Origin of the sequence: Micromonospora sp. C28SCA-DRY-2 (assembly GCF_030519475.1) — a bacterium.
In the GTDB taxonomy this organism is placed as follows: Bacteria; Actinomycetota; Actinomycetes; order Mycobacteriales; family Micromonosporaceae; genus Micromonospora.
The window spans coordinates 1-20,449 of the sequence record NZ_JAUMKD010000007.1 but is presented as its reverse complement, the minus strand read 5'-3'; the positions used below and the strand labels follow the sequence as shown (position 1 = coordinate 20,449).

General features: G+C 74.7%; 17 protein-coding genes. 11 read left to right on the top strand and 6 right to left on the bottom strand.

The annotated features are described in order from the left end of the window. Positions 1–62: 62 nt before the first annotated feature. The 3 genes from Q3W71_RS24535 to Q3W71_RS24525 are packed head-to-tail and all read left to right on the top strand — an operon-like array spanning position 63 to position 4,087. On the top strand, positions 63–1,187 hold the full coding sequence (locus Q3W71_RS24535; RefSeq protein WP_302921807.1) for a Vms1/Ankzf1 family peptidyl-tRNA hydrolase: 1,125 nt from the start codon (positions 63–65) through the stop codon (positions 1,185–1,187). Beyond that, a complete protein-coding gene (locus Q3W71_RS24530; RefSeq protein WP_302921806.1) occupies positions 1,180–2,943 on the top strand; it encodes a thiamine pyrophosphate-binding protein in 1,764 nt (587 codons plus the stop codon). Before Q3W71_RS24535 ends, Q3W71_RS24530 begins: the two co-directional genes overlap by 8 nt. Before the next feature lie 52 nt (positions 2,944–2,995). Further along, complete coding sequence (locus tag Q3W71_RS24525; protein WP_302922080.1) at positions 2,996–4,087, top strand: iron-containing redox enzyme family protein; 1,092 nt, start codon at positions 2,996–2,998, stop codon at positions 4,085–4,087. 75 nt (positions 4,088–4,162) lie between these two features. Here the strand turns inward: Q3W71_RS24525 and Q3W71_RS24520 are convergent, their stop codons facing one another. Further along, positions 4,163–4,390: a CDGSH iron-sulfur domain-containing protein gene (locus Q3W71_RS24520; protein ID WP_302921805.1), complete on the bottom strand. Its 228-nt coding sequence runs from the start codon at positions 4,388–4,390 to the stop codon at positions 4,163–4,165. A gap of 248 nt (positions 4,391–4,638) precedes the next feature. Here Q3W71_RS24520 and Q3W71_RS24515 point away from each other — a divergent pair, with 248 nt between their 5' ends. Continuing rightward, entirely contained in the window at positions 4,639–6,042 is a 1,404-nt protein-coding gene (locus Q3W71_RS24515; protein ID WP_302922079.1) for a hypothetical protein, read from the top strand. A gap of 218 nt (positions 6,043–6,260) precedes the next feature. Further along, positions 6,261–7,400, top strand: a complete 1,140-nt coding sequence (locus Q3W71_RS24510; RefSeq protein ID WP_302921804.1) for a SigB/SigF/SigG family RNA polymerase sigma factor — start codon at positions 6,261–6,263, stop codon at positions 7,398–7,400. A 65-nt stretch (positions 7,401–7,465) separates the two neighbouring features. Here the strand turns inward: Q3W71_RS24510 and ctaD are convergent, their stop codons facing one another. The 5 genes from ctaD to Q3W71_RS24485 form a co-directional block, all read right to left on the bottom strand. Further along, positions 7,466–9,469 carry a cytochrome c oxidase subunit I gene (ctaD, locus tag Q3W71_RS24505; protein WP_302921803.1) on the bottom strand — a complete coding sequence of 668 codons (2,004 nt, stop codon included), beginning with the start codon at positions 9,467–9,469 and terminating at the stop codon, positions 7,466–7,468. Between the two features lie 88 nt (positions 9,470–9,557). After that, positions 9,558–10,283, bottom strand: a complete 726-nt coding sequence (locus Q3W71_RS24500) for an ATP-binding protein (RefSeq protein ID WP_302921802.1) — start codon at positions 10,281–10,283, stop codon at positions 9,558–9,560. A 148-nt stretch (positions 10,284–10,431) separates the two neighbouring features. After that, positions 10,432–10,884, bottom strand: a complete 453-nt coding sequence (locus Q3W71_RS24495) for a DUF4383 domain-containing protein (protein ID WP_302922078.1) — start codon at positions 10,882–10,884, stop codon at positions 10,432–10,434. A 130-nt stretch (positions 10,885–11,014) separates the two neighbouring features. Then, the gene (locus Q3W71_RS24490) at positions 11,015–12,172 is read right to left on the bottom strand and encodes a glycosyltransferase (RefSeq protein ID WP_302921801.1); all 1,158 of its coding nucleotides are present in this window, start codon (positions 12,170–12,172) and stop codon (positions 11,015–11,017) included. Positions 12,173–12,227: 55 nt separating this feature from the next. Next, a complete protein-coding gene (locus Q3W71_RS24485) occupies positions 12,228–13,211 on the bottom strand; it encodes a glucosyl-3-phosphoglycerate synthase (RefSeq protein WP_302922077.1) in 984 nt (327 codons plus the stop codon). Between the two features lie 226 nt (positions 13,212–13,437). Between Q3W71_RS24485 and Q3W71_RS24480 the strand changes: the two genes are divergently transcribed. The 6 genes from Q3W71_RS24480 (at position 13,438) to Q3W71_RS24455 (ending at position 20,433) form a co-directional block, all read left to right on the top strand. Next, on the top strand, positions 13,438–14,448 hold the full coding sequence (locus Q3W71_RS24480) for a Gfo/Idh/MocA family protein (protein ID WP_302921800.1): 1,011 nt from the start codon (positions 13,438–13,440) through the stop codon (positions 14,446–14,448). Continuing rightward, a complete protein-coding gene (locus tag Q3W71_RS24475) occupies positions 14,441–15,529 on the top strand; it encodes a zinc-binding dehydrogenase (RefSeq protein WP_302921799.1) in 1,089 nt (362 codons plus the stop codon). Before Q3W71_RS24480 ends, Q3W71_RS24475 begins: the two co-directional genes overlap by 8 nt. 149 nt (positions 15,530–15,678) lie before the next feature. Further along, positions 15,679–17,970 (top strand): accessory Sec system translocase SecA2, encoded by a 2,292-nt coding sequence (secA2, locus tag Q3W71_RS24470; RefSeq protein WP_302921798.1) that lies wholly within the window; start codon positions 15,679–15,681, stop codon positions 17,968–17,970. A gap of 175 nt (positions 17,971–18,145) precedes the next feature. Further along, a complete protein-coding gene (locus tag Q3W71_RS24465; RefSeq protein WP_302921797.1) occupies positions 18,146–18,886 on the top strand; it encodes a GAF and ANTAR domain-containing protein in 741 nt (246 codons plus the stop codon). A 76-nt stretch (positions 18,887–18,962) separates the two neighbouring features. Then, entirely contained in the window at positions 18,963–19,466 is a 504-nt protein-coding gene (locus Q3W71_RS24460) for a DUF2231 domain-containing protein (protein ID WP_302921796.1), read from the top strand. Between the two features lie 208 nt (positions 19,467–19,674). Continuing rightward, the gene (locus Q3W71_RS24455) at positions 19,675–20,433 is read left to right on the top strand and encodes a class I SAM-dependent methyltransferase (protein ID WP_302921795.1); all 759 of its coding nucleotides are present in this window, start codon (positions 19,675–19,677) and stop codon (positions 20,431–20,433) included. Positions 20,434–20,449 lie beyond the last annotated feature (16 nt).

Sequence of the window (20,449 nt, the reverse complement as noted above, 5' to 3'; positions counted from 1 at the left end):
CGGCCAGGTGACAACCGCGGTCGCGCGGGTAAGCGCAGGGCCGAGCTGGAAAGGGGTCGAGCATGCAGCTGTCCTTCCTGCGCCCGCTCTACGACCGACCCGGGCCGTGGTGCTCGGTCTACCTGGACGCCTCGGCCAACACCGAGGACGCCCACCCGGCGCTCGACCTGCGCTGGCGCGCGCTGCGCGACGAACTCCAGCGGCAGCGCGCCGACGTGGCGAGTATCGACGCCGTGGAACGGGTGGTCCGGGGGCACGATCCGATGGCCGGGGACTACGGGCTCGCGATCTTCGCCACCCGGGGCCGGGTGGTGCTCTCCGAGTACCTGTCGGCCCCGCCGCTGCGCGACCTGGCCGCGTTCTCCGCGCTGCCGCACGTGATGCCGCTGCTCGCCCAGCGCGGCGAGCAGGTCGCCTGGGTACGGGTGCTGGCCGACCGCACCGGCGCGGACGCGATGGCGATCAGCGCCGGCGGGGTGCCCCGCCGCTCGCACGTCGCCGGGCGGGAGACCCACCAGCTGCGCCGGGTGCAGCCGGGCGGCTGGTCCCAGTCCCGCTACCAGCGGGCCGCGATGGAGGCCTGGCACCACAACGCCGGCGACGTCACCGCGGCGGCCGTCGAGCTGGCCGAGAAGGTCGGCGCCGAGGTGCTGGTGGTGGCCGGCGACGTCCGGGCCACCGGGATGATCGCCGCCCAGATGCCGAACCGCTGGCAGGACGCGGTGGTGCGCACCGACGCCGGCTCCCGGGCCGCCGGTGCCGACCAGACCCTGCTGGACGACCTCACCGTGCAGACCATCGCCGAGGTGGCCGACCAGCGGATCAGCGCCACGCTGGACCGGTTCGGCATGCAGGAGGACGTGGGGGCCGGGCTGGACGCCGTGGTCTCCGCCCTGCAGCGCAACCAGGTGGAGAACATGCTGATCGTGGACGACCCGTCGGCCACCGGGGAGCTGTGGATCGGCCCGGAGCCCACCGAGATCGCCACCGACCCGGGTGAGCTGAACGCGATGTCGGTGACCGACCCGGCCAAGGTCCGCGCCGACGCCGCGCTGGTGCGCGCGCTGGTCGGCACCGACGCCGAGCTCACCGTGCTCGGCCCGGACGAGGCCCCGGAGCTGGTCGACGGGGTGGGCGCGGTGCTGCGCTACGCGGACGCGAGCACCCCCGGGCGGGGCAATGGCTGAGCGCACCGTCGCCGACCTGGTGGTCGAGCGGTTGCGCGCGTGGCGGGTACCGCGCGCCTTCGGCTATCCCGGTGCGGCCATCGCGCCGGTGGTCGACGCGCTGGACGCGGCCGGCGGGGACCCGGCGTTCGTGCCGGCCCGGCACGAGGAGACCGCCTCGTTCATGGCCACCGGGCACGCCAAGTTCACCGGCGGCATCGGCGTCTGCCTGGCCACCCAGGGGCCGAGCGCGGTGCAACTGCTCAACGGGCTCTACGACGCGAAGCTGGACAGCAAGCCGGTGGTGGCCATCGTCGGGGAGGACATCTCCGGCCCGCTCGGCGGCGCGCACCAGGAGATCGGGCTGAGCCGGCTCTTCGGCGACGTGTGCAACCAGTTCGTCGGCTACGCCCGTACGCCCCAGCAGGTGCCGGCCCTGCTCGACCAGGCGTTCCGCACCGCCGCGGCGACCCGCAGCCCGGTCTGCGTGGTGCTGCCCCGGCAGTTGCAGGAGATCGCCGTGCCCGACCTGCAGCCGCAGGCGGCCGGGGTGGTCACCGCCACCCCGGGCGAGCCGCTGGCCCGGGTGCTGCCGCACGAGGTGGACCTGGACGCCGCCGCGCAGCTGCTCGGCACCGGGCAGCGCCCGGCCATCCTGGTCGGGCAGGGCGCCCGGGGCGCGGCCGACGAGATCGTCGCGCTCGCCGACCGGCTCGGCGCCGGGGTGGCCACCTCGCTGCTCGGCAAGCCGGTGCTCGACGAGCGGCTACCCTTCCACACCGGCGTGCTCGGCGAGGTCGGCACGCCGGCCAGCGCCGAGCTGATGGGCGGCTGCGACACCCTGCTGCTGATCGGCACCAACGACCCGTGGACCGACTACTTCCCGATGGCCGGCCAGGTCCGCACCGTGCAGATCGACCTCGACGGCCGCCGGATCGGCACCCGCTACCCGGTGGACGTGCCGCTGGTCGGCGATGCCGCGGAGACCGTGCGCGCGCTGCTCGCCCGGGTGCGCAACGACCCGAACCAGGGGTGGCGGGCCACCGTCGAGCGCTCGGTCGACCGCTGGCGCACCGAGGCGGCGGACCGGGCCGGCGCGCCGGCCGAGCCGGTCAACCCGCAGCTGGTGTTGCACGAACTCTCCGCCCGGGTGCCGCGGGCCGGGTCGATAGCCGTCGACGTCGGCTCGGTCATCTACTGGTACGCCCGGCACCTGGAACTGCCCCCGGGGGTCAACGCCCAGCTGTGCGGCACCCTCGGCTCGATGGGCTGCGCCCTGCCGTACGCGGTGGCGGCCAAGCTCGCCGCCCCCGACCAGCCGGTGATCGCGCTGGTCGGCGACGGGGCGATGCAGCTCAACGGCCTGGCCGAGCTGATCACCGTCGCCCACCACTGGTCGCGCTGGTCCGACCCGCGGCTGGTGGTGCTGGTGCTCAACAACCGCGACCAGTCCGGGATGGGGGGCGGCCGGCAGCCGACGTCCGATGTGTCCCAGCGCCGGCCCGACGTGCCGTACGCCGGCTGGGCCCGGCTGCTCGGGCTGCACGGCGTCCGGGTGGACCGGCCGGAGCTGGTCGGCGCGGCCTGGGACGAGGCGCTGGCCGCGGACCGCCCCTGCGTGCTGGAGGCGGTGGTGGACCCGGGGGTGCCGTTGGCGCCGCCCGAGCCGGCCTTCGCCGACCTGCGCGGTGTCTTCGCCGAGGGCGACGCCGCGCGCCGGGTCCGCGACCGGATGCTGGCGGCCGGGGTGGCCGTGGAGGCGGAGGATCTCGTTTAGCGGCAGCCTGCCTGGGCAACTGGTGATCCTCAGTTCGATGCTGGAGGTGACCTTGTCCGAGTCCGTTGACCGGCGGTACGGCCCCGCGCCCCTGCCGAACCCGCGCGGACCCGTGTCGGCGGCGGTGCTCGACGCGCTGCGGCGCCCGCCGCACGACCTGCCGGACGACCTCGCCGCGGCGCTGGACCCGGCCGACCCGCTGACCGACGAGGACCTCCAGCTCACCCTCTTCCTCTGCTACGAGACGCACTACCGGGGCTGGCGGGACGTCGCCGACGACTGGGAGTGGCAGCCGTCGCTGCTGGCGCTGCGGTCGTCCGCCGAGCGGGTGTTCGAGGCGGCGGTGCGCCGGCTGGTCGGCCCGCTGCCGGCGGTGCTGCCCGCCGGGGTCCCGGCGGCGCTGGCCGACGTGGTCGCCGCGGACGACGGGCCGTCGCTCGCCGCGCACCTGCAGCGGCGGGCCACCCTGGCGCAGTTCCGCGAGTTCGTCACCCACCGCTCGGTCTACCACCTGCGGGAGGCGGACCCGCACAGCTGGGCGTTGCCCCGCCTCGGCGGCCCGGCCAAGGCCGCCCTGGTGGAGATCCAGATGGACGAGTACGGCAACGGGCGGCTGGACCGGATGCACGCCGAGCTGTTCCGCACCACCATGGCCCGGCTCGGCCTGGACACCGGGTACGCCGCCCACCTGGACGCGGTGCCGGCGGTCACCCTGGCCACCAACAACCTGATGTCGCTGTTCGGTCTGCACCGCCGGCTGCGCGGGGCGCTGCTCGGGCACCTGGCGGCCTACGAGATGACCTCGTCGCTGCCGAACCGCCGCTACGGCAACGGGCTGCGCCGGCTGGGCCTGGACGAGGTGGCCACCCGCTTCTACGACGAGCACGTCGAGGCGGACGCGGTGCACGAGCAGATCGCCGCGCACGACCTGTGCGGGGGGCTGGTAGAGGTGGAGCCGGCGCTGGCGCCGGACGTGGTCTTCGGCGCGGCCGCCGCGCTGGCGGTGGACCGGCTCTTCGCCGCGTACGTGCTGGACGCCTGGGCCGCCGGTCGCAGCTCCCTGCGTACCCCCCGCACCCCCGCGAACCCCACCCGCACCCTCTCCGCCCCCACCACCCCATCCTCGCTCACCGCGGTGGCCTGACCGCCCCGCTGATCATGAAGTTGGTGACCCGACACGCCGTGCCGGCCGACAACAACTTCACGATCGACGGGGTGGTCAGCTCTCGCGGTTGGTGCCGGCGCGGAAGCCGACGGCCTTGTGGGTGCCGTCGCAGAAGGGCTTGAGGGCCGACTTGCCGCAGCGGCACAGGGCGACCGTGCCGCGTCGCGCGTCGATGGTCTGCCCGTCCGGGGTGACCAGGGCGAAGTCGCCCCGCACCAGCAGTGGGCCGTCCTGGTACGGGGTGATCGTGGCCGCCGGGGGAGTGTGCTGGTCCTCGCGCATGGGCGGTGAAGTGCCCGTCCCGGCCGGTCCGAAACCCGCGGGACGCCGCGCCCACCCGGGACGACCGAGTCGGGCCGGCCCAGCCGGGACGCGCGGGCCGGGAGGGGGCCAACGGTCCGGGACGGCGAAGGGCCGGAAGATCACCGGATTGCTCCCGCCCGGTGGGGGATGCCCCGTTTGAACCGCATCGGGACGGGAAGCCGGGCCGCGTGGTGAGCGATCGAGGCAAGGTGGGGCCGGTGCGCAAGGTGCGCGAGGGGCTCACGGCCCAGGGCGCCGGGCTGGCCGGCGACCGGGTCGTGGCGCCCGGCAGCGCCGCGCGGATCCTGGTCGGCGCCACCGCCCGGGCGCTGCGCGGGGTGGACTGCGCCGACCTGGGGCACATCGGCCCGCTGTCCCGGTTCACCGGCGCCCCCGAGCCGGTCCGCCGGGCGGCGGCCAACCGGGCCGCCGGCCGGGTCGCGCTGACCTGCGGGCAGACGGCGGAGGTGGAAGCGGACCGGGTGGCGGCGTGGTTCGTCGACCAGTACCCGCGCCGGCGCTACCCGGGGGTGCTGGTCGGCTCGCCGCACGGTGCGGCGGCGCACCTCGCGGTCGCGCTGGGCGTGCCCTGGCTGCCCACCGGATTCGAGATGACCGTGCACTGGGCGCAGGGCGCGGTGGACCGGCCGCGGGCCGCCCTGGACCACGGCGCCGCGCTCGCCGCCCGGCTGCTCGCCGGCAACACCGACCTGCACGTACGCCAGGTGCACTGCCCGGCCAGCCGGGGTGCGCTGGCCGGCGCGACGGTGGCGCTGACGGCCCGGTGGCAGGCGCTGCCGGAGGCGTACCGGCGGTTCCTGGCCGACCGGCTGGCGCCGGGCGCGCCGGTGCTGCTGCTGCGCGACGCGCGGACCTGGCCGGTGCTCGACTCCGCCCCCGGGCACAGCTTCCAGGTCGGCTGCCCGGCCAGCGGGCTGGACCCGGTGGACTTCCACCCGGACAGCCACGCGCTGCGCCAGGTGCTCCGCTCGGCCGGCGGGGACGGCGCGCACTGGGAGCCGCCGGAGGTCACCTCGCCGACCGGTTACGCCGAACACGTCGTGGAGTCCGGTTTCGAGCTCAGCACCCGGGAGTGGACCGGCCGGCACGGGCATCCGCTGCACCGGGTGCTGTTCCCCCGGCCGGAGGCGCTCAGCGCGGCCACCGCCGACCTGTACCGCGGCTGGCTGCGCGCCGCCGGCAAGACCGGCGACCGGCTGGTGGTCGAGTGCGGCCGGCTGCTCGACCCGTGGCAGGTGGTCCGCGCCGGCCTGGTGCCGTACTGGTGCGAGAACGCCACCCGGCGCAGCGTCGAGGGGGCGGAGTGGTGGCTGGCCGGCAGCGAGCCGTTCAGCTCGGTGGACGTGCTGCCCGAGCCGCCCGGCGTCCGCTCGCCGGCGCTGGCCGGGCTGCCGCAGTGGCTCGCGGTCGCCGGGTTCGGCCGTCGCCGGCGCGCGCTGGACCGGCCGACCGCGCGCGGCTACCCGGTCACCACGGTACCCACCCGGCGGGCCACCGAGGTGCTCCGGGCCCAGCCGTACGACCTGCCGGTACCGCCGCCGCTGGCCGTGCCGGTGGCGCTCGCCGCGCTCCGGGACAGCGGCACCCAGCACGGCCTGCTGGTCTGTTGAGGCGGGCCCGGCGAAACATCCTCGCGAACCGGGGATCCCGTGATTGAGTACCTACGGAGCGGGAACACCGCTGGCTGCGACGGCCTGATCACGCCGCGTAGTGCGGCGCCCGCTGGCACCCCAGTCACGTAACCCACTTCCGGCCCGGTGCGTGGTGCGGCCACGCGCACGACCGGTTTCCCAAATCCGGGCGGGGGACCTTCCTGAGGGAGGCGCGGATGTTCGGACAGACCGGCACGACCACACCACCACCCACCGACCGGGGTCTGGAGGACCTCGACGCGGCGGCGATGGCGTACGCGGCGCGGATCGAGGGACTGCCACCGGAGCGGCGGCAGGAGGCCCGCGACGACCTGGTCCGGTTCGCCCTGCCGTTCGCCGGCCGGCTGGCCCGCCGCTACCGGGGGCGGGGCGAGCCGCTGGAGGACCTGGAGCAGGTCGCCCGGCTGGGACTGGTCAACGCGGTCGACCGGTACGACCCGGAACGGGGCTCGTTCACCGCGTACGCGGCGATCACCATCGTCGGCGAGATCAAGCGGCACTTCCGGGACCGCACCTGGGGCGTGCACGTACCCCGCCGGCTGCGCGACCTGATCCTGGAGGTCGGGCAGGCCACCGCGGCGCTGACCAGCGAGCTGTCCCGGGCGCCGACGGTGGCGGAGCTGGCCGCCCGGCTGGAGACCCCGGAGGAGGAGATCCTCGCCGCGCTGGAGTCGGCCGCCGGCTACAGCCCGGCGTCGCTGAACGCGCCGGTCGGCGGGGAGAGCTCCGCCGAGTTCGGCGACCTGGTGGGGGAGTCGGACAACGCGCTGGAATCCGTCGACGACCGGGTGACGGTGAGCGGGCTGCTGCACCGGCTGCCCTGGCGGGAGCGGCGGATCCTGGCCATGCGCTTCTACGGCAACCAGACGCAGGCCGAGATCGCCGCCCGGTTCGGCATCTCCCAGATGCACGTCTCCCGGCTGCTGTCCCGGGCGCTGACCTGGCTGCGCCAGGCGATGCTGGCCGACGCGCCGCCGCCCTGGCAGAACGGCGCCGCCGAGCCGGATCCCGGCCGCACCCGGATCTCGGTGAAGCAGAACGGCGACCGGGTGGTGGTCGAGGTCGGCGGGGAGGTCGACCGGGACGGCGCCGACCAGCTGCGCCGGGCCATGCTGGAGGCGGTCACCGGCCAGCCGGCCGAGGTGGTGGTGGACCTGGTCGGCGCGGGCGGCTTCGACGCCGGCGGGATCGCCGCGCTGATGGCCGGCCGGGAGGCGGCCGCGCGTACCGGGGTGCCGCTGCGGCTGACCCGGGTCCAGCCCGCGGTACGCCGCTCGCTCACCGCCGCCGGCCTGGCGCCGGGCCGGGACGGCTGACGGCGCGAAGGACGACGACGCAGGGGGCCGGCGCTGACGCGCCGGCCCCCTGCGTCGGTGCGCGGTCAGTTCTCCCGGGTGTCGCCGGACCCGCGCGGGTGCCGCCACTCGTCGTTGGGCTGCGGTGCCCGCTGCGCGCCGAGGTGCGTCTCCTCCGGCTCGTCGGTCTGCTCGAAGCTGGGCCGGCGCACGTCGCCGGGCTCCGGCACGTCCACCGGCCGGGCGCCGGACTGCGGGGCCGGCTGGTAGGCGACCGCCTCCCGCGCGCCGTGCGCGCCCTCGGCGGCCGGCGACTCGGGCAGGTGCGTCTCCCGGTGCATCTCGTCGCGGAAGCCCTGCGGTGGCTTGGTGGTGCGCTGCGGCAGGTCCCGGCCGAGGTCGGCGACGAGCGGGCCGTACTTGGCGTCGAAGGCCGGCCGCTCGGAGCGGATCCGGGGCATCCGGTCGAAGTTGCGCAGTGGCGGCGGGCAGGTGGTCGCCCACTCCAGCGAGTTGCCGAAGCCCCACGGGTCGTCCACCGTCACCATCGCGCCGTAACGCCAGGACTTCCAGGCGTTCCAGATGAAGAACAGCGTCGAGATGCCGAGGACGAACGCGAAGATGCTGGAGATGGTGTTCAGCGCGGTGAACCCGTCGCTGGGCAGGTAGTCGGCGTACCGGCGGGGCATGCCCTCGTTGCCGAGCCAGTGGTGCACCAGGAAGGTGCCGTGGAAGCCGATGAACATGGTCCAGAAGTGCACCTTGCCGAGCCGCTCGTCGAGCAGCCGACCGGTCATCTTCGGCCACCAGAAGTAGAAGCCGCCGAAGAGCGCGAACACCACGGTGCCGAAGACCACGTAGTGGAAGTGCGCCACCACGAAGTAGGTGTCGTGGGTGTGGAAGTCCGCCGGCGGGCTGGCCAGCAGCACCCCGGTGAGCCCGCCGAGCAGGAACGTCACCAGGAAGCCGATCGCGAACAGCATCGGCGTCTCGAAGGTGATCTGTCCCTTCCACATGGTGCCGATCCAGTTGAAGAACTTCACCCCCGTGGGCACCGCGATCAGGTAGCTGAGGATGCTGAAGAAGGGCAGCAGCACCTGCCCGGTGGCGAACATGTGGTGCGCCCACACGGTCATCGACAGCACCGTGATGGCGATGGTGGCGAGCACCAGACCGGTGTAGCCGAAGATCGGTTTGCGGGAGAAGACCGGGATGATCTCGGTGATGATGCCGAAGAACGGCAGCGCGATGATGTACACCTCGGGGTGGCCGAAGAACCAGAACAGGTGTTGCCAGAGCATCGGCCCACCGGTGCCGGGGTCGTAGACGTGCGCGTTGAGCAGCCGGTCCGCCGACAGCGCCAGCAGCGCCGCGGCGAGCAGCGGGAACACCAGGATCACCAGGACGCTGGTGAAGAGCATGTTCCAGGTGAAGATCGGCATCCGGAACAGGGTCATGCCGGGCGCGCGCAGGGTCAGGATCGTGGTGATCAGGTTGACCGCGCCGAGGATGGTGCCCAGGCCGGAGATGACCAGCCCCATCACCCACATGTTGGCGCCGACGCCGGGGGAGTGTTCCACGCTGCTCAGCGGGGTGTACGCGGTCCAGCCGAAGTCGGCGGAGCCCTGCGGGGTCAGGAAACCGGCGATCACCATCACGCCACCGAACAGGTAGAGCCAGTACGCGAGGGCGTTGAGCCGCGGGAACGACACGTCCGGGGCGCCGATCTGGATCGGCACGATGTAGTTGGCGAACCCGAACGCCGCCGGGGTGGCGAAGAGCAGCAGCATCACGGCGCCGTGTGAGGTGAACAGCTGGTTGTACTGCTCCGAGGAGAGGAACTGCAGGCCCGGCCGGGCCAGTTCGGCGCGGATCAGCATCGCCTCGATGCCGGCGGCGATGAAGAACAGGAACGAGGTGAGCAGGTAGAGCAGCCCGATCTGCTTGTGGTCGGTGGTGGCCAGGAACCGGATCAGCTTGCCGCCCGGGAGCGGCTTGCGCAGCGGTCCGGGGTAGCCGCCGAACCGGGCCGGGGCCAGGATGGCCGGTCCGCGGTCGCGTCCGGGTTCCGTGGTGACCCGTCTGGGCATTGACTCTCACCCCGCCATGACGACAGAAAGGACGGGCGTGGCTACCCGCCGCTCCGTCCATGTAACCAGGCGAAGGCGGTAATTTCGGTCAATTCGCGGGCAGGGTGGCCCAGACGACCTTCCCGTCCCCGGCCGGCACGCTGCCCCAGCGCTGGGCCAGCTCGCGTACCAGCATCAGCCCCCGGCCGCCCTCGGCCCGCAGGTCCGGGTCGCCGGGCCGGGCGGCGTCCGGGCTGCCGTCCACCACCGTCAGGTGCAGCCAGGGCCGGCGCAGGGTGAGGGTGACCTGCATGGGTGTGCCGGCGTGCCGGACCACGTTGCCGACCAGTTCGGAGAGCACCACCGAGGCCGGGCCGACCGCCTCCGGCAGGCTCCACCGGGCGCAGGCGTCGGCGACCAGTTCGCGGGCGCGCCGGCAGGCCCCCGCCGCCGGCTCCAGCCGGGCCCGCAGCCGGGGCGCCGCCGCGGCGCCGGCGACCCGGACCGCCTCGTCGCAGTCCCGCCGGACCGGCACCACCCGGCAGGTGGTCGACTCGGCCAGCCAGGCGGCGGCCTCGGGGGACGGGGCGCAGAGCACCAGCGGCACGGCCGGCCAGTCGGCGGCCTGCCGGGCGGCGGCGGCGAAGACGGACAGGGCGAGCCGGTCGTGGACGGTGACGTCGGCGAGGTCGACCACCAGCGCGTCGGGCTGGGCGGCCAGGCACCGGTCCAGTACCCGGTGCACCGAGCGCATGGTGACCAGGTCCAGGTCGCCGCCGAGCCGGACGACGGTCGGCGACCCGTCGCTCACCTGGCAGCTGATCCGGCTCGACATCTCCGCCCTCGTTCGGGTCTCGTCCGCAGGACTGCGAACTACCCGGGCGCGCGGCGGGTCAAACGGGGCGGGCCACCCCCGCGACGACCGTCACGTGGTCGTCGCCGGTGGTGGCCCATGGTCGGCGCCGCGGCCGGGCGGTGCCGCGTCAGCGGCGGGCGGTGCGGCGCGTGGTCAGCAGGCCCAGCGCGATCATGCCGACGCCGAGGAAGAGGTGCAGCCAGTTGTCGGCCATGTTGAGCGGGATGAAGTTCGCCCCGCTGTCGTGGTCGACCACCAGGCCGTAGAGCCACAGCACGAGGTAGATCGCGCCACCGCCGATCAGGTACGTCCGGGCGCCGGCGACGGTCCGGGCCAGCGCCAGCCCGACCACCCCGTACAGCAGGTGCACGAGGTTGTGCAGCACCGAGACCTGGAACACGCCGAGCAGCTTCGCCTCCGACTGGTGGCCGGCGAACCCCAGGTCGCCGTAGTTGGTGGTGATGCCCGGCACGAACCCGAGCAGGCCGACGAGAACGAAGACCCAGGACACGATGATGGCGGCCCGGCGTACCGGGGCCTTGCCGTCGGCCGGGTTGGATCGGGCGCGCGAGTGCGCCATCGGACCGGTCACCGCGGACTCCCTCCGTGCGGCGGTGCAGAGCCCTGCCCGGCTACCCGCTCCGGCGGCCGGCAAACAGTCCGGCCGGGCCCCGCGTGGCGGGACCCGGCCGGTGCTCGTCGCGCAACTGTCAGGCCGGTTGCAGGCGGCGGGCGGTGGCGTGCTGACGGACCTGGTCGTAGAGGCGCACGTACTCCCGCGCCATCACCGCCGGGGTGAACCGCACGGCGGCCTCCCGACGGCACTCGCGCCCATCGAGCAGGCTGGCCGCCAGCAGCAGCTCGCCCAGCTCCTCCTCGTCGGTGGTGAGCAGCCCGGTGCGGCCGTGCTCGATCAGCTCCGGCAGGCAGCCCCGGGCGGTCGCCACCACCGGCGTGCCGAGCGCGAGCGACTCGACCACCGCGGTGCCGCCGGGCTCCTCCCAGCGCAGCGGGAACAGCGTGGCCCGGGCCGCGGCCAGCAGGTCGTCGCGTTCCTGCCCGGCCACCGTGCCGACCCAGCGGACCAGCTCGCCGTCCACGTGCGGGGCCACCTCGTCCAGGAAGAACCGGACGTCCGGGTTCTGCCGGGCCTCGTCGCCGGCCGCGGCCAGATCCTCCGGCCGGTGGTACGGCCCGACCGGGCCGGCCAGCACCAGCGGTACCCCGACCTGCTGGGCCAGCCGGGCGCCCAGGTCCTGCCCCTTGCCGGGGTTGATCCGGCCGAGGATCAGCGCGTAGTCGCCCTTGCGCGCCGCCGGTCGGCGGTCGGCGCCGACGGCCAGCGGGGTGGCCAGGTGCACGTGCCCGACCGAGTGCGCCCGCAGCGCCTCGGGCGCCCGGGCCAACTGCGAGGCGGAGACGCCGTTGACCCGGACCCGGTCGCCGCCGTCGAAGGTGCCGTAGAGCGCCGGGTGCTTGGCCAGGTCCCAGTGCAGGGTGTGCAGCGCGGGCGGGGCGTCCGGGCCCATCGCGGCGAGGGTGGCCAGCCCGACCGCCTCCACGTGGTCGTGCACCAGGTCGATGTCGTCGCGCGAGCGCAGGGCCCGGACCACCCCGCCCAGGTGCGCCTGGGCGACGCCGCAGACCTGGTTGTACGGCCGTTGCAGCTGGGCGAACTGGCCGTCCGGGAAGACCGACACCAGCTCGTCGACCGGCAGGCTGCTGGTCCCGACCGAGGCGAGCACCACCCGTACGCCGAGCCGGCGCAGCTCCGGCACCAGGGTGGCGACGACGTTCTCGATCCCGCCGTAGCCGGGCGGTGGCACGGACAGCCAGGGCCCGGCGTTCATCAACACGGTGAGGCTCATCGCGCCGCCCCCCGTCCCGCGCGGGGACCGGGGCTCGCCGCCGCCGACCGGCGCCTCACGCCGCCGCCACCCGGCGACGCGGCACCCGGTGCCGCAGCTGCGCCAGCGGCGGGCGCTCCTCGATGGAGACGTCGCTGACCACGATCTCCCGCTCCAGGTTCGGCAGCGCCTCCGAGCCGCCCCGCCGGAACTGGGTGAGCAGCGCGGCGGGCACCGCCCCGGGACTGGCCCAGCCGCGCCGCTGCAACCGCGACCACGCGGTGAGCATGATCTGGGCCGACATCCGGCCCAGCGCCGCGGTGTCCTGGTGGCGGTGCTTGCGCTCGCCGAGGTCCACCTGGGCCAGCGCGTCCAGCCCGACCAGCTCCAGCAGGTCGATGAGCATGGCCGTCTCCACGCCGTAGCCGGAGACGAAGGGCACCTGCTCCAGCACCTCCCGGCGGCCGGCGTACTCGCCGGCCAGCGGCTGCACGAAGCCGGCCAGCTCCGGCCAGAACAGGTTGAGCAGCGGCCGGGCCATCAGCTCGGTCACCCGGCCGCCGCCGTCGGCCTCCACCCCGGCCGTACCGACCAGCGGCCGGTGGTAGAACCCCTTGACGAAGTCGACCGACGGGTCGGTCAGCAGCGGGCCGATCAGCCCGCTCACGAAGTGCGGACGGAACTCCCGCAGGTCGGCGTCGATGAAGGCCACCACGTCCCCCTCGGCGGCGGCGAGCCCGGCCCAGAGCGCGTCGCCCTTGCCGGTCAGCCGGGGCAGCCCCCGGGTCATCGCGTCCTGGCTGACCACCTCGGCGCCCGCCGCCCGGGCCACCTGTGCGGTGCGGTCGGTCGACCGGGAGTCGACCACGATCAGCTCGTCGACCAGCGGCACCCGGTCCACCAGGTGCTCGCGGATGGTCGACACGATGGCGCCGACCGTGGCTTCCTCGTTGCGGGCCGGCAGCACCACGCTGACCCGGGTGTCACCCTTGGCGCGCAGCAGCCGCCGCGCCGGCCAGTCGGCCGCTGACGTCGTCCGGTAGGTGGCCCACGCCTCCACCACCGGCGAAACCGTCGATTCCGTATTCCGCACAGGCACCCCCTGATCGAGGCGGAAAATCCAAGGGAGGGTTTTCCCACTTCCCACCACGCGCTAACCGGATCATCCCCGACAGCCTGATCACAAACGTGGCATGCGGGGGTTCCCGGGTCGTGAACGTTTGATTGCGCCCACCCGAGGGGAGTGCTGACCTCGACGACATGAACAGTGGGTGGGAGGGGCTTGGATGCGCACGTGCCGGGTGGGACTGGTAGGAGCCGGTGGGGTGGCGCAACGCCATGCCCGGGTGCTCAGCGGCTTCGCCGACGTGGAGCTGGTCGGGGTGACCGACGTGCTGCCGGCGGCCGCCGCCGAGCTGGCCGCCGCGTACGACACGCGGGTTTGCGCCGGTGTCGAGGAGCTGCTCGCCGCCGGGCCGGACGCGGTGTACGTCTGCGTCCCGCCGTTCGCGCACGGGCCGGCGGAGGAGGCGGTGATCGCCGCCGGGCTGCCGATGTTCGTGGAGAAGCCGGTCGCCGTCGACCTCGCCACCGCCGAGCGGATCGGCGAGCTGGTCGCCCGGCGCGGCCTGCGGACCGCGGTCGGGCACCACTGGCGCTACCTGCCGGTGGTGGAGCAGGCCCGCCGCCTGCTGGCCGACCGCCCGGTGCGGATGGTGGCCGGCGCCTGGCTGGACAAGGTCCCCCCGGTGGCCTGGTGGTCGCGGCGGGACCGCTCCGGTGGCCCGGTGGTCGAGCAGGCCGCGCACGTGCTGGACCTGATCCGGGTGCTGGCCGGCGAGGTGAGCGAGGTGACCGCGTACGCCGACGGCACACCGCCCCCGGTCGACGGGGCGGACATCGACTCCGTCACCACCGCCGCGCTGCGCTTCAGCAGCGGCGCGGTCGGCACGCTGACCGCCGCCTGCGTGCTCGGCTGGAAGCACCGCGCCGGGCTGGAGATCCTCGCCGACGGGCTGGCCCTGGCGCTGACCGAGGACGGCCTGGTCGTCCGGGACGGTGACGGGGAGCGCCGGTTCCCCGCCGACCCGGACGCCGCCCGGGTCGCCGTCGACCGGGCGTTCGTCGACGCGGTGCGCGGGGTCGGCGACGACATCCGGGTCCCGTACGCCGAGGCGCTGGGCACCCAGCGGCTGGCCGTCGCGGTGGCCGACTCGGCCCGCACCGGCACTCCCGTCCGGCTGGCCGCGCCGGCCGCCCCGGCGACCCTGCGCACGGGGGTGACGGTCGATGCGTGACAAGGTCGTCACGGTGCCCGGCCCGGGTCGGGTGGAGCTGGTCGAGCAGGACGCCGCCGAGCTGCGCCCCGGCACCTTCCGGGTCCGTACGCTGTTCAGCGGGGTCTCCGCCGGCACCGAGCTGAGCTACGTCAAGGGCACCAACCCGTACCTCAACGTCGCCTGGAACGCGGACCTGGGGCTGTTCCAGCCCGGGGAGGCGAGCACCCCGTATCCGGTCACCCGGCTGGGCTACATGCAGGTGGCCGAGGTGGTGGAGAGCGCCACCCCGGCGGTCGAGGTCGGCGCCGTCGGCGCGATGACCTACGGGCACCGCACCGGCCACGTCGCCGACCCGCTCGCCGAGCGGTTCGTCCCGCTCCCCGACGACCTGGACCCGCTGCTCGGCGTCTACGTCGCGCACATGGGGCCGATCTGCGCCAACGGCCTGCTGCACGCCGCCGCCGACCTCTACGGCACGGACGTGCGCGGGCTCGGCGACGGGGTGCGCGGGCGCCGGGTGGCGGTGGTCGGCAGCGGGGTGGTGGCCCTGCTCACCGCGCTGTTCGCCCGCCGGCACGGCGCCGCCTCGGTGGTGGTGCTCGACCCGACCCCGCGGCGGCGGGAGGTCGCCGAGGCGCTCGGCCTGGAGACCCTCGACCCGGAGGCCGACGACCCGGCGGTGGTGCTCAAGACCCGCTGGGCGCACACCGCCGGTGACCGGGGCGCCGACGTGGTGTTCCAGTGCCGGGGCCAGGCCTGGGCGCTGCACCTGGCGCTGCGCCTGCTCCGCCCGCAGGGCACCGTGATCGACCTGGCCTTCTACCAGGCCGGCGCGGACGCGGTCCGGCTCGGCGAGGAGTTCCACCACAACGGGCTGTCGCTGCGCTGCGCCCAGATCGGCCGGGTGCCCCGCGGGCTCGCCCCCACCTGGGACCGGGAGCGGCTCTCCGCCGACACCATCGACCTGCTGCGCGCGTACGGGGACCTGATCCGCAAGCACCTGGTCTCGGCGGTGGTGCCCTTCGAGGAGGCCCCCACCCTCCTCACCGACCTCGCCGAGCGGCGTCGCCAGGAACTCCAGGTGGTCCTAACCCCCTGACCCGCCGCGATCTTGCAGTTCTGGTCCCTGTTCCGCGGCATCTGCCGCATTCGTCGGGGCAACGACTGCAAGATCGCGGCAAACGGGCGGCGCGCCCCGCGGCCGGGCGGGCCGCCCAAGGTCAGCCGCGTCGCGTACCGTTGCCGCTCATGGGTGTGTCGCAACGGTTGAAGACCAGGTTCCGCCGGTTCCTCCAGCGCCCGGGAACGACGGTCGACCTGGCGCCGCTGGAGAAGCTGCTGCCGGCCATCGAGGCCCGCGAGGAGGAGCTGTCGGCGCTCGACGACGTCGAGCTGACCGAGGCCGCCGGCCGGGCCGAGGGCTACGAGGAGATCTGCGCGATCGGCCGCGAGGCCGCCCGCCGCGGCCTCGACCAGCGGCCGTACGACGTGCAGCTGCTCGGCGCGATGGCGCTGCTCTCCGGCAAGGTCGCCGAGATGGCCACCGGTGAGGGCAAGACGCTCACCGCCACCATCGCCGCGTACGGGCACGTCCGGCTGGGCAACGGCCCGGTGCACGTGCTCACCGTCAACGACTACCTGGCCCGCCGCGACGCCCAGTGGATGGAGCCGGTCTACCACCTGCTCGGCCTCACCGTGGGCTGGGTCAACGAGGCCTCCACCCCGCAGGAGCGCCGCGACGCGTACGCCTGCGACGTCACCTACGTCTCGGTCAGCGAGGCCGGCTTCGACTACCTGCGCGACCAGCTGGTCACCGACCTCGCCGACCGGGTGCAGCCGGCGCTGCGCACCGCGATCGTCGACGAGGCCGACTCGATCCTGATCGACGAGGCCCGGGTGCCGATGGTGCTGGCCGGCGCGGTGCCCGGCGAGCAGGACCCGGTGCACGCGGCCGCCGCCCTGGTGCGCGGGCTGCGCAAGGGCAAGCACTACACGGTGGCCGAGGACGGCCGCAGCGTCGCCTTCACCGCCGCCGGCCTGGCCGCCGTGGAGGCCAAGCTCGGTCTCGACCTCTACGACGAGGAGCACGTCGAGCAGCTCTCCGCGGTCAACGTGGCGCTGCACGCGCACGCCCTGCTGCACCGCGACGTGGACTACATCGTCCGGGACGGGTCGGTCGAGCTGATCGACGAGATGCGCGGCCGGGTCGCCCAGCGCCGCCGCTGGCCGGACGGGCTCCAGGCCGCGGTGGAGGCCAAGGAGGGCCTGGACGCCACCGCCGAGGGCGAGGTGCTGGGCACCATCGCCGTGCAGGCGTACATCGCGCTCTACCCGAAGGTGTGCGGCATGACGGCCACCGCGGTGCTGGTCGGCGACCAGCTGCGCGAGTTCTTCGGCCTCGAGGTCGCGGTGATCCCGCCGAACACCCCGTGCGTCCGCGAGGACGAGCCGGACCGGATCTACGCCACCCGGGCCGAGAAGGAGGAGGCGCTGATCGACGAGATCAAGCGCAACCACGAGCGCGGGCGGCCGGTGCTGGTCGGCACGCTGGACGTCAAGGAGTCCGAGGGGCTGGCCGCCGGCCTGAACGCCGCCGGGGTGCCCTGCGTGGTGCTCAACGCCAAGAACGACGACGAGGAGGCGGCGATCATCGCCGAGGCCGGCGCGTACGGCGCGGTGACCGTCTCCACCCAGATGGCCGGCCGGGGCGTGGACATCCGCCTCGGCGGCAGTGACCAGGCCGACCGGGACCGGGTCGCCGAGCTCGGCGGCCTCTACGTGATCGGCAGCGGCCGGCACGACAGCCGCCGGGTCGACGACCAGCTGCGCGGCCGGGCCGGCCGGCAGGGCGACCCGGGTGGCTCGGTCTTCTTCGTCAGCCTGGAGGACGACCTGGTCGTCCGGCACGCCGGCGACACCGTCCCGGCGTCGCCGCGGATGAACGCCGACGGTCTGGTCACCGACGAGCTGGTGGACTACGCCGTGGAGCACGCCCAGCGGGTCGCCGAGGGCGTCAACCACGAGATCCACCGCAACACCTGGCGCTACAGCGTGGTCATCGAGCAGCAGCGCAAGGCGCTCGCCGAGCGCCGCGAGCGGCTGCTGACCACCGACGTGGCGGCGCTGATGCTGCTGGACAAGGTGCCGGACAAGGCCGGCGAGATGGACGAGGACCTGCTCGCCCGGGTGGCCCGGTCGATCGCCCTCTACCACCTCGACCGGCTCTGGGCCGACCACCTGGCCGAGCTGTCCGAGGTACGCGAGGGCGTGCACCTGCGCGCGCTCGGCCGGCTCGACCCGCTCGACGAGTTCCACCGGGCCGCGGTGCCGGCCTTCAACGAGCTGGTCCCGGAGATCGAGAGGCGGACCATCGCGACGTTCGAGGAGACCGAGTTCGACGAGGACTGGGAGCCGGACGCGGCGAAGCTGGTCCGGCCGAGCGCCACCTGGACGTACCTGGTGCACGACAACCCGTTCGGCTCCGAGCTCGACCGGCTGATCGCCTCGGTCGGGCGGCGGCTCACCGGCGCGTCCCGCTGAGGCCCGGGGGTCGCGTCCGGCGCGTCCGCGCGCCCGGCCGCGGCCCCCTTTAGGCCGTTTCGACCCATGTTCGCCGGGGTAGTAGGCCGGGGCCCTAGAGTCGGGAGAACAAGAGGATGACACGGGTGATGACAGCACCGGCTGGCGGTTCGGGGGCGGCGGGGGCTGTGGACCGGTGAACCTGGACACGCGGGTGCCGGCGGTCGAGACGCTCGGGGTGCTGGAGACCGCGGCGCTGCTGCGGGAGCTGACCGCCGGCCTGATCGCCGTGGACGACTTCGACGCGGCGCTCACCGCCCTGGTGCGGATCACCCGGGACGCCGTCGACGGGGTCACCTGGTGCGGCTTCACCGCGCTGCGGGCCGGGGAGCCGGCCGGGGTGGCCGCCTCGGACGCCCGGCTGGCCGGCCTCGACGACCTGCGGCACGGCCCGGACACCCCGGCCATGGAGGCGATCCGCCGCCGGGAGATGATCCGCTCCGAGCACCTGGGCCGGGAGCGGCGTTGGCCGACCTGGACGGTGCGGGCACGCGACCTCGGCGTCCACGGGGTGATCTCGGCGCCGGTCGACGTGGACGAGCAGGTGATCGGCGCGATCAACCTGTACGCCGGCGCCTCCGACGCGCTCACCACCGGCCACCAGCTCACCGCCATGCTGCTGGCCGAGCACGCCGGGCTGCTGCTGGCCGCCGTCCGGGACCGGGCCCGGCAGGCGGCGCTGGCCGGGGAGCGGGACGCGTCGCTGCTCGGCGACGGGGTGGTCGGGCAGGCGATCGGGGTGATCATGACGCAGCGCGGCTGCCCGGCGCCGGAGGCGCTGGAGGTGCTGCGCAGCGCCGCGTCGTCGCTGTCCATTCCGCTGCGCGAGGTGGCCGAGCGGCTGGTCAGCACGGTCTCCCGGCAACGGAGCGGCTGACCGCGTCGTTTCACCCGGTTGGCGGCCGGGTAGCACCCTGGACTGGTGGGCTGAGCAGCGGACCAGGGGAGGACCCATGCAGAGCCGGCTGCGGGTGCAGGGACACCCGATCCAACCGATGCTGGTGACGTTCCCCTTTGGGCTCTTCGTCAGCGCGACCGTCTTCGACCTGACCGACGTCCTCGGCGGGCCCGCGTTCCTCGGCGAGGTCGGCTACTGGACGGCGGTCGCCGCGCTGGTGGCCGCCGGGCTGACCGCGATCGCCGGCATGATCGACCTGTGGGACGTGCCGGGCGACCGGACCCGCCGGACGGCGATCACCTTCAACCTGGTGAACACGGCCATGGCCGGCCTGTTCCTGATCGGCTGCCTGATCCGGGCGGACGCGCCGCAGCGCGGCGCGTCGGTGGTGCTGCTGCTGACCGAGGTGGTCGCGCTCGCCGTCGGCGGGATCGGGGTACGGCTCGGCGCCCGGCTGATGCGCCAGTTCGACGCCGGCCGGCGGACCGAGCCGACCACGTTCGACGCGCTCAGCGGCGCGACCGGCTCGACGGTGGAGATCGTTTCGCCGCGCTCCTGACCCGCGGGTCCTCGCCGGGCGGCGGGGCCCGGCGGGGCGGCGCCGGCGACCTGGCCGGCACGTTCAGCGGGGCGACCGGGTGCCGTCGAGATCGTTTCGCCGCGCTCCTGACCCGCGGGTCCTCGCCGGGCGGCGGGGCGGCGTCGGCGACCCGGCCGGTGGCGGCAATTGCGTTGCCCGGCCGGGCCCGGCCGGACAGGCTGGCCGGATGACCACCGACCCGAGCTTCGAGGAACTGCTCGCCGAGGGGGCGGCCGCCCCGGTCGAGGGCTGGGCCTTCGACTGGCTGGCCGGCCGGGCCACCGAGGAACGCCCGCCCTGGGGGTACGCCCGCCTGGTCGCGGCCCGGATGGCGACGGCGGACGCGGCGCTGGACGTGGACACCGGCGGCGGCGAGGTGCTGGCCGAGGTGCCGCAACCGCCCCGGTTGCTGGTGGCCACCGAGGGGTGGCCGCCGAACGTGCTCGTGGCCCGCCGGGTGCTGCGCCGGGTCGGCGCCACCGTCGTCGCGGTCACCCCGGACGCCCCGCTGCCGTTCCGGGACGCCACCTTCGACCTGGTGGTCAGCCGGCACCCGGTACGCACCGACTGGGCCGAGACGGCGCGGGTGCTGCGTCCGGGCGGGACGTTCCTGTCCCAGCAGATCGGCCCCGGCACGGTCCGCGAGCTCAGCGAGGCGATCCTCGGGCCGCTGCCGCCACCGGCCGAGCGCCATCCGGAGCAGGCGGTGGCCGCCGCGCGGGCGGCCGGGCTGACCGTGGTGGACCTGCGCGAGGCGACTCTGCGCACGGTGTTCCACGACATCGCCGCGGTGGTCTGGTTCCTGCGCAAGGTGGTCTGGACCGTCCCCGGCTTCACCGTCGACCGCTACCGCCCCCAGTTGGCCCGCCTCCACCACCGCATCCGCACCGACGGCCCCTTCACCGCCCACGCCCGCCGCTTCCTCATCCAAACCCACCGCCCCTGACCACCACCACCCTGAG

Excerpts from the sequence above, each read along its gene's own strand:
- Q3W71_RS24535 (WP_302921807.1), top strand. The coding sequence starts at position 63 with ATGCAGCTGTCCTTCCTGCGCCCGCTCTACGACCGACCCGGGCCGTGG.
- Q3W71_RS24530 (WP_302921806.1), top strand. The coding sequence starts at position 1,180 with ATGGCTGAGCGCACCGTCGCCGACCTGGTGGTCGAGCGGTTGCGCGCG.
- Q3W71_RS24520 (WP_302921805.1), bottom strand. The coding sequence starts at position 4,390 with ATGCGCGAGGACCAGCACACTCCCCCGGCGGCCACGATCACCCCGTAC.
- Q3W71_RS24510 (WP_302921804.1), top strand. The coding sequence starts at position 6,261 with ATGTTCGGACAGACCGGCACGACCACACCACCACCCACCGACCGGGGT.
- ctaD (WP_302921803.1), bottom strand. The coding sequence starts at position 9,469 with ATGCCCAGACGGGTCACCACGGAACCCGGACGCGACCGCGGACCGGCC.
- Q3W71_RS24500 (WP_302921802.1), bottom strand. The coding sequence starts at position 10,283 with ATGTCGAGCCGGATCAGCTGCCAGGTGAGCGACGGGTCGCCGACCGTC.
- Q3W71_RS24495 (WP_302922078.1), bottom strand. The coding sequence starts at position 10,884 with ATGGCGCACTCGCGCGCCCGATCCAACCCGGCCGACGGCAAGGCCCCG.
- Q3W71_RS24490 (WP_302921801.1), bottom strand. The coding sequence starts at position 12,172 with ATGAGCCTCACCGTGTTGATGAACGCCGGGCCCTGGCTGTCCGTGCCA.
- Q3W71_RS24480 (WP_302921800.1), top strand. The coding sequence starts at position 13,438 with ATGCGCACGTGCCGGGTGGGACTGGTAGGAGCCGGTGGGGTGGCGCAA.
- Q3W71_RS24475 (WP_302921799.1), top strand. The coding sequence starts at position 14,441 with ATGCGTGACAAGGTCGTCACGGTGCCCGGCCCGGGTCGGGTGGAGCTG.
- secA2 (WP_302921798.1), top strand. The coding sequence starts at position 15,679 with ATGGGTGTGTCGCAACGGTTGAAGACCAGGTTCCGCCGGTTCCTCCAG.
- Q3W71_RS24460 (WP_302921796.1), top strand. The coding sequence starts at position 18,963 with ATGCAGAGCCGGCTGCGGGTGCAGGGACACCCGATCCAACCGATGCTG.
- Q3W71_RS24455 (WP_302921795.1), top strand. The coding sequence starts at position 19,675 with ATGACCACCGACCCGAGCTTCGAGGAACTGCTCGCCGAGGGGGCGGCC.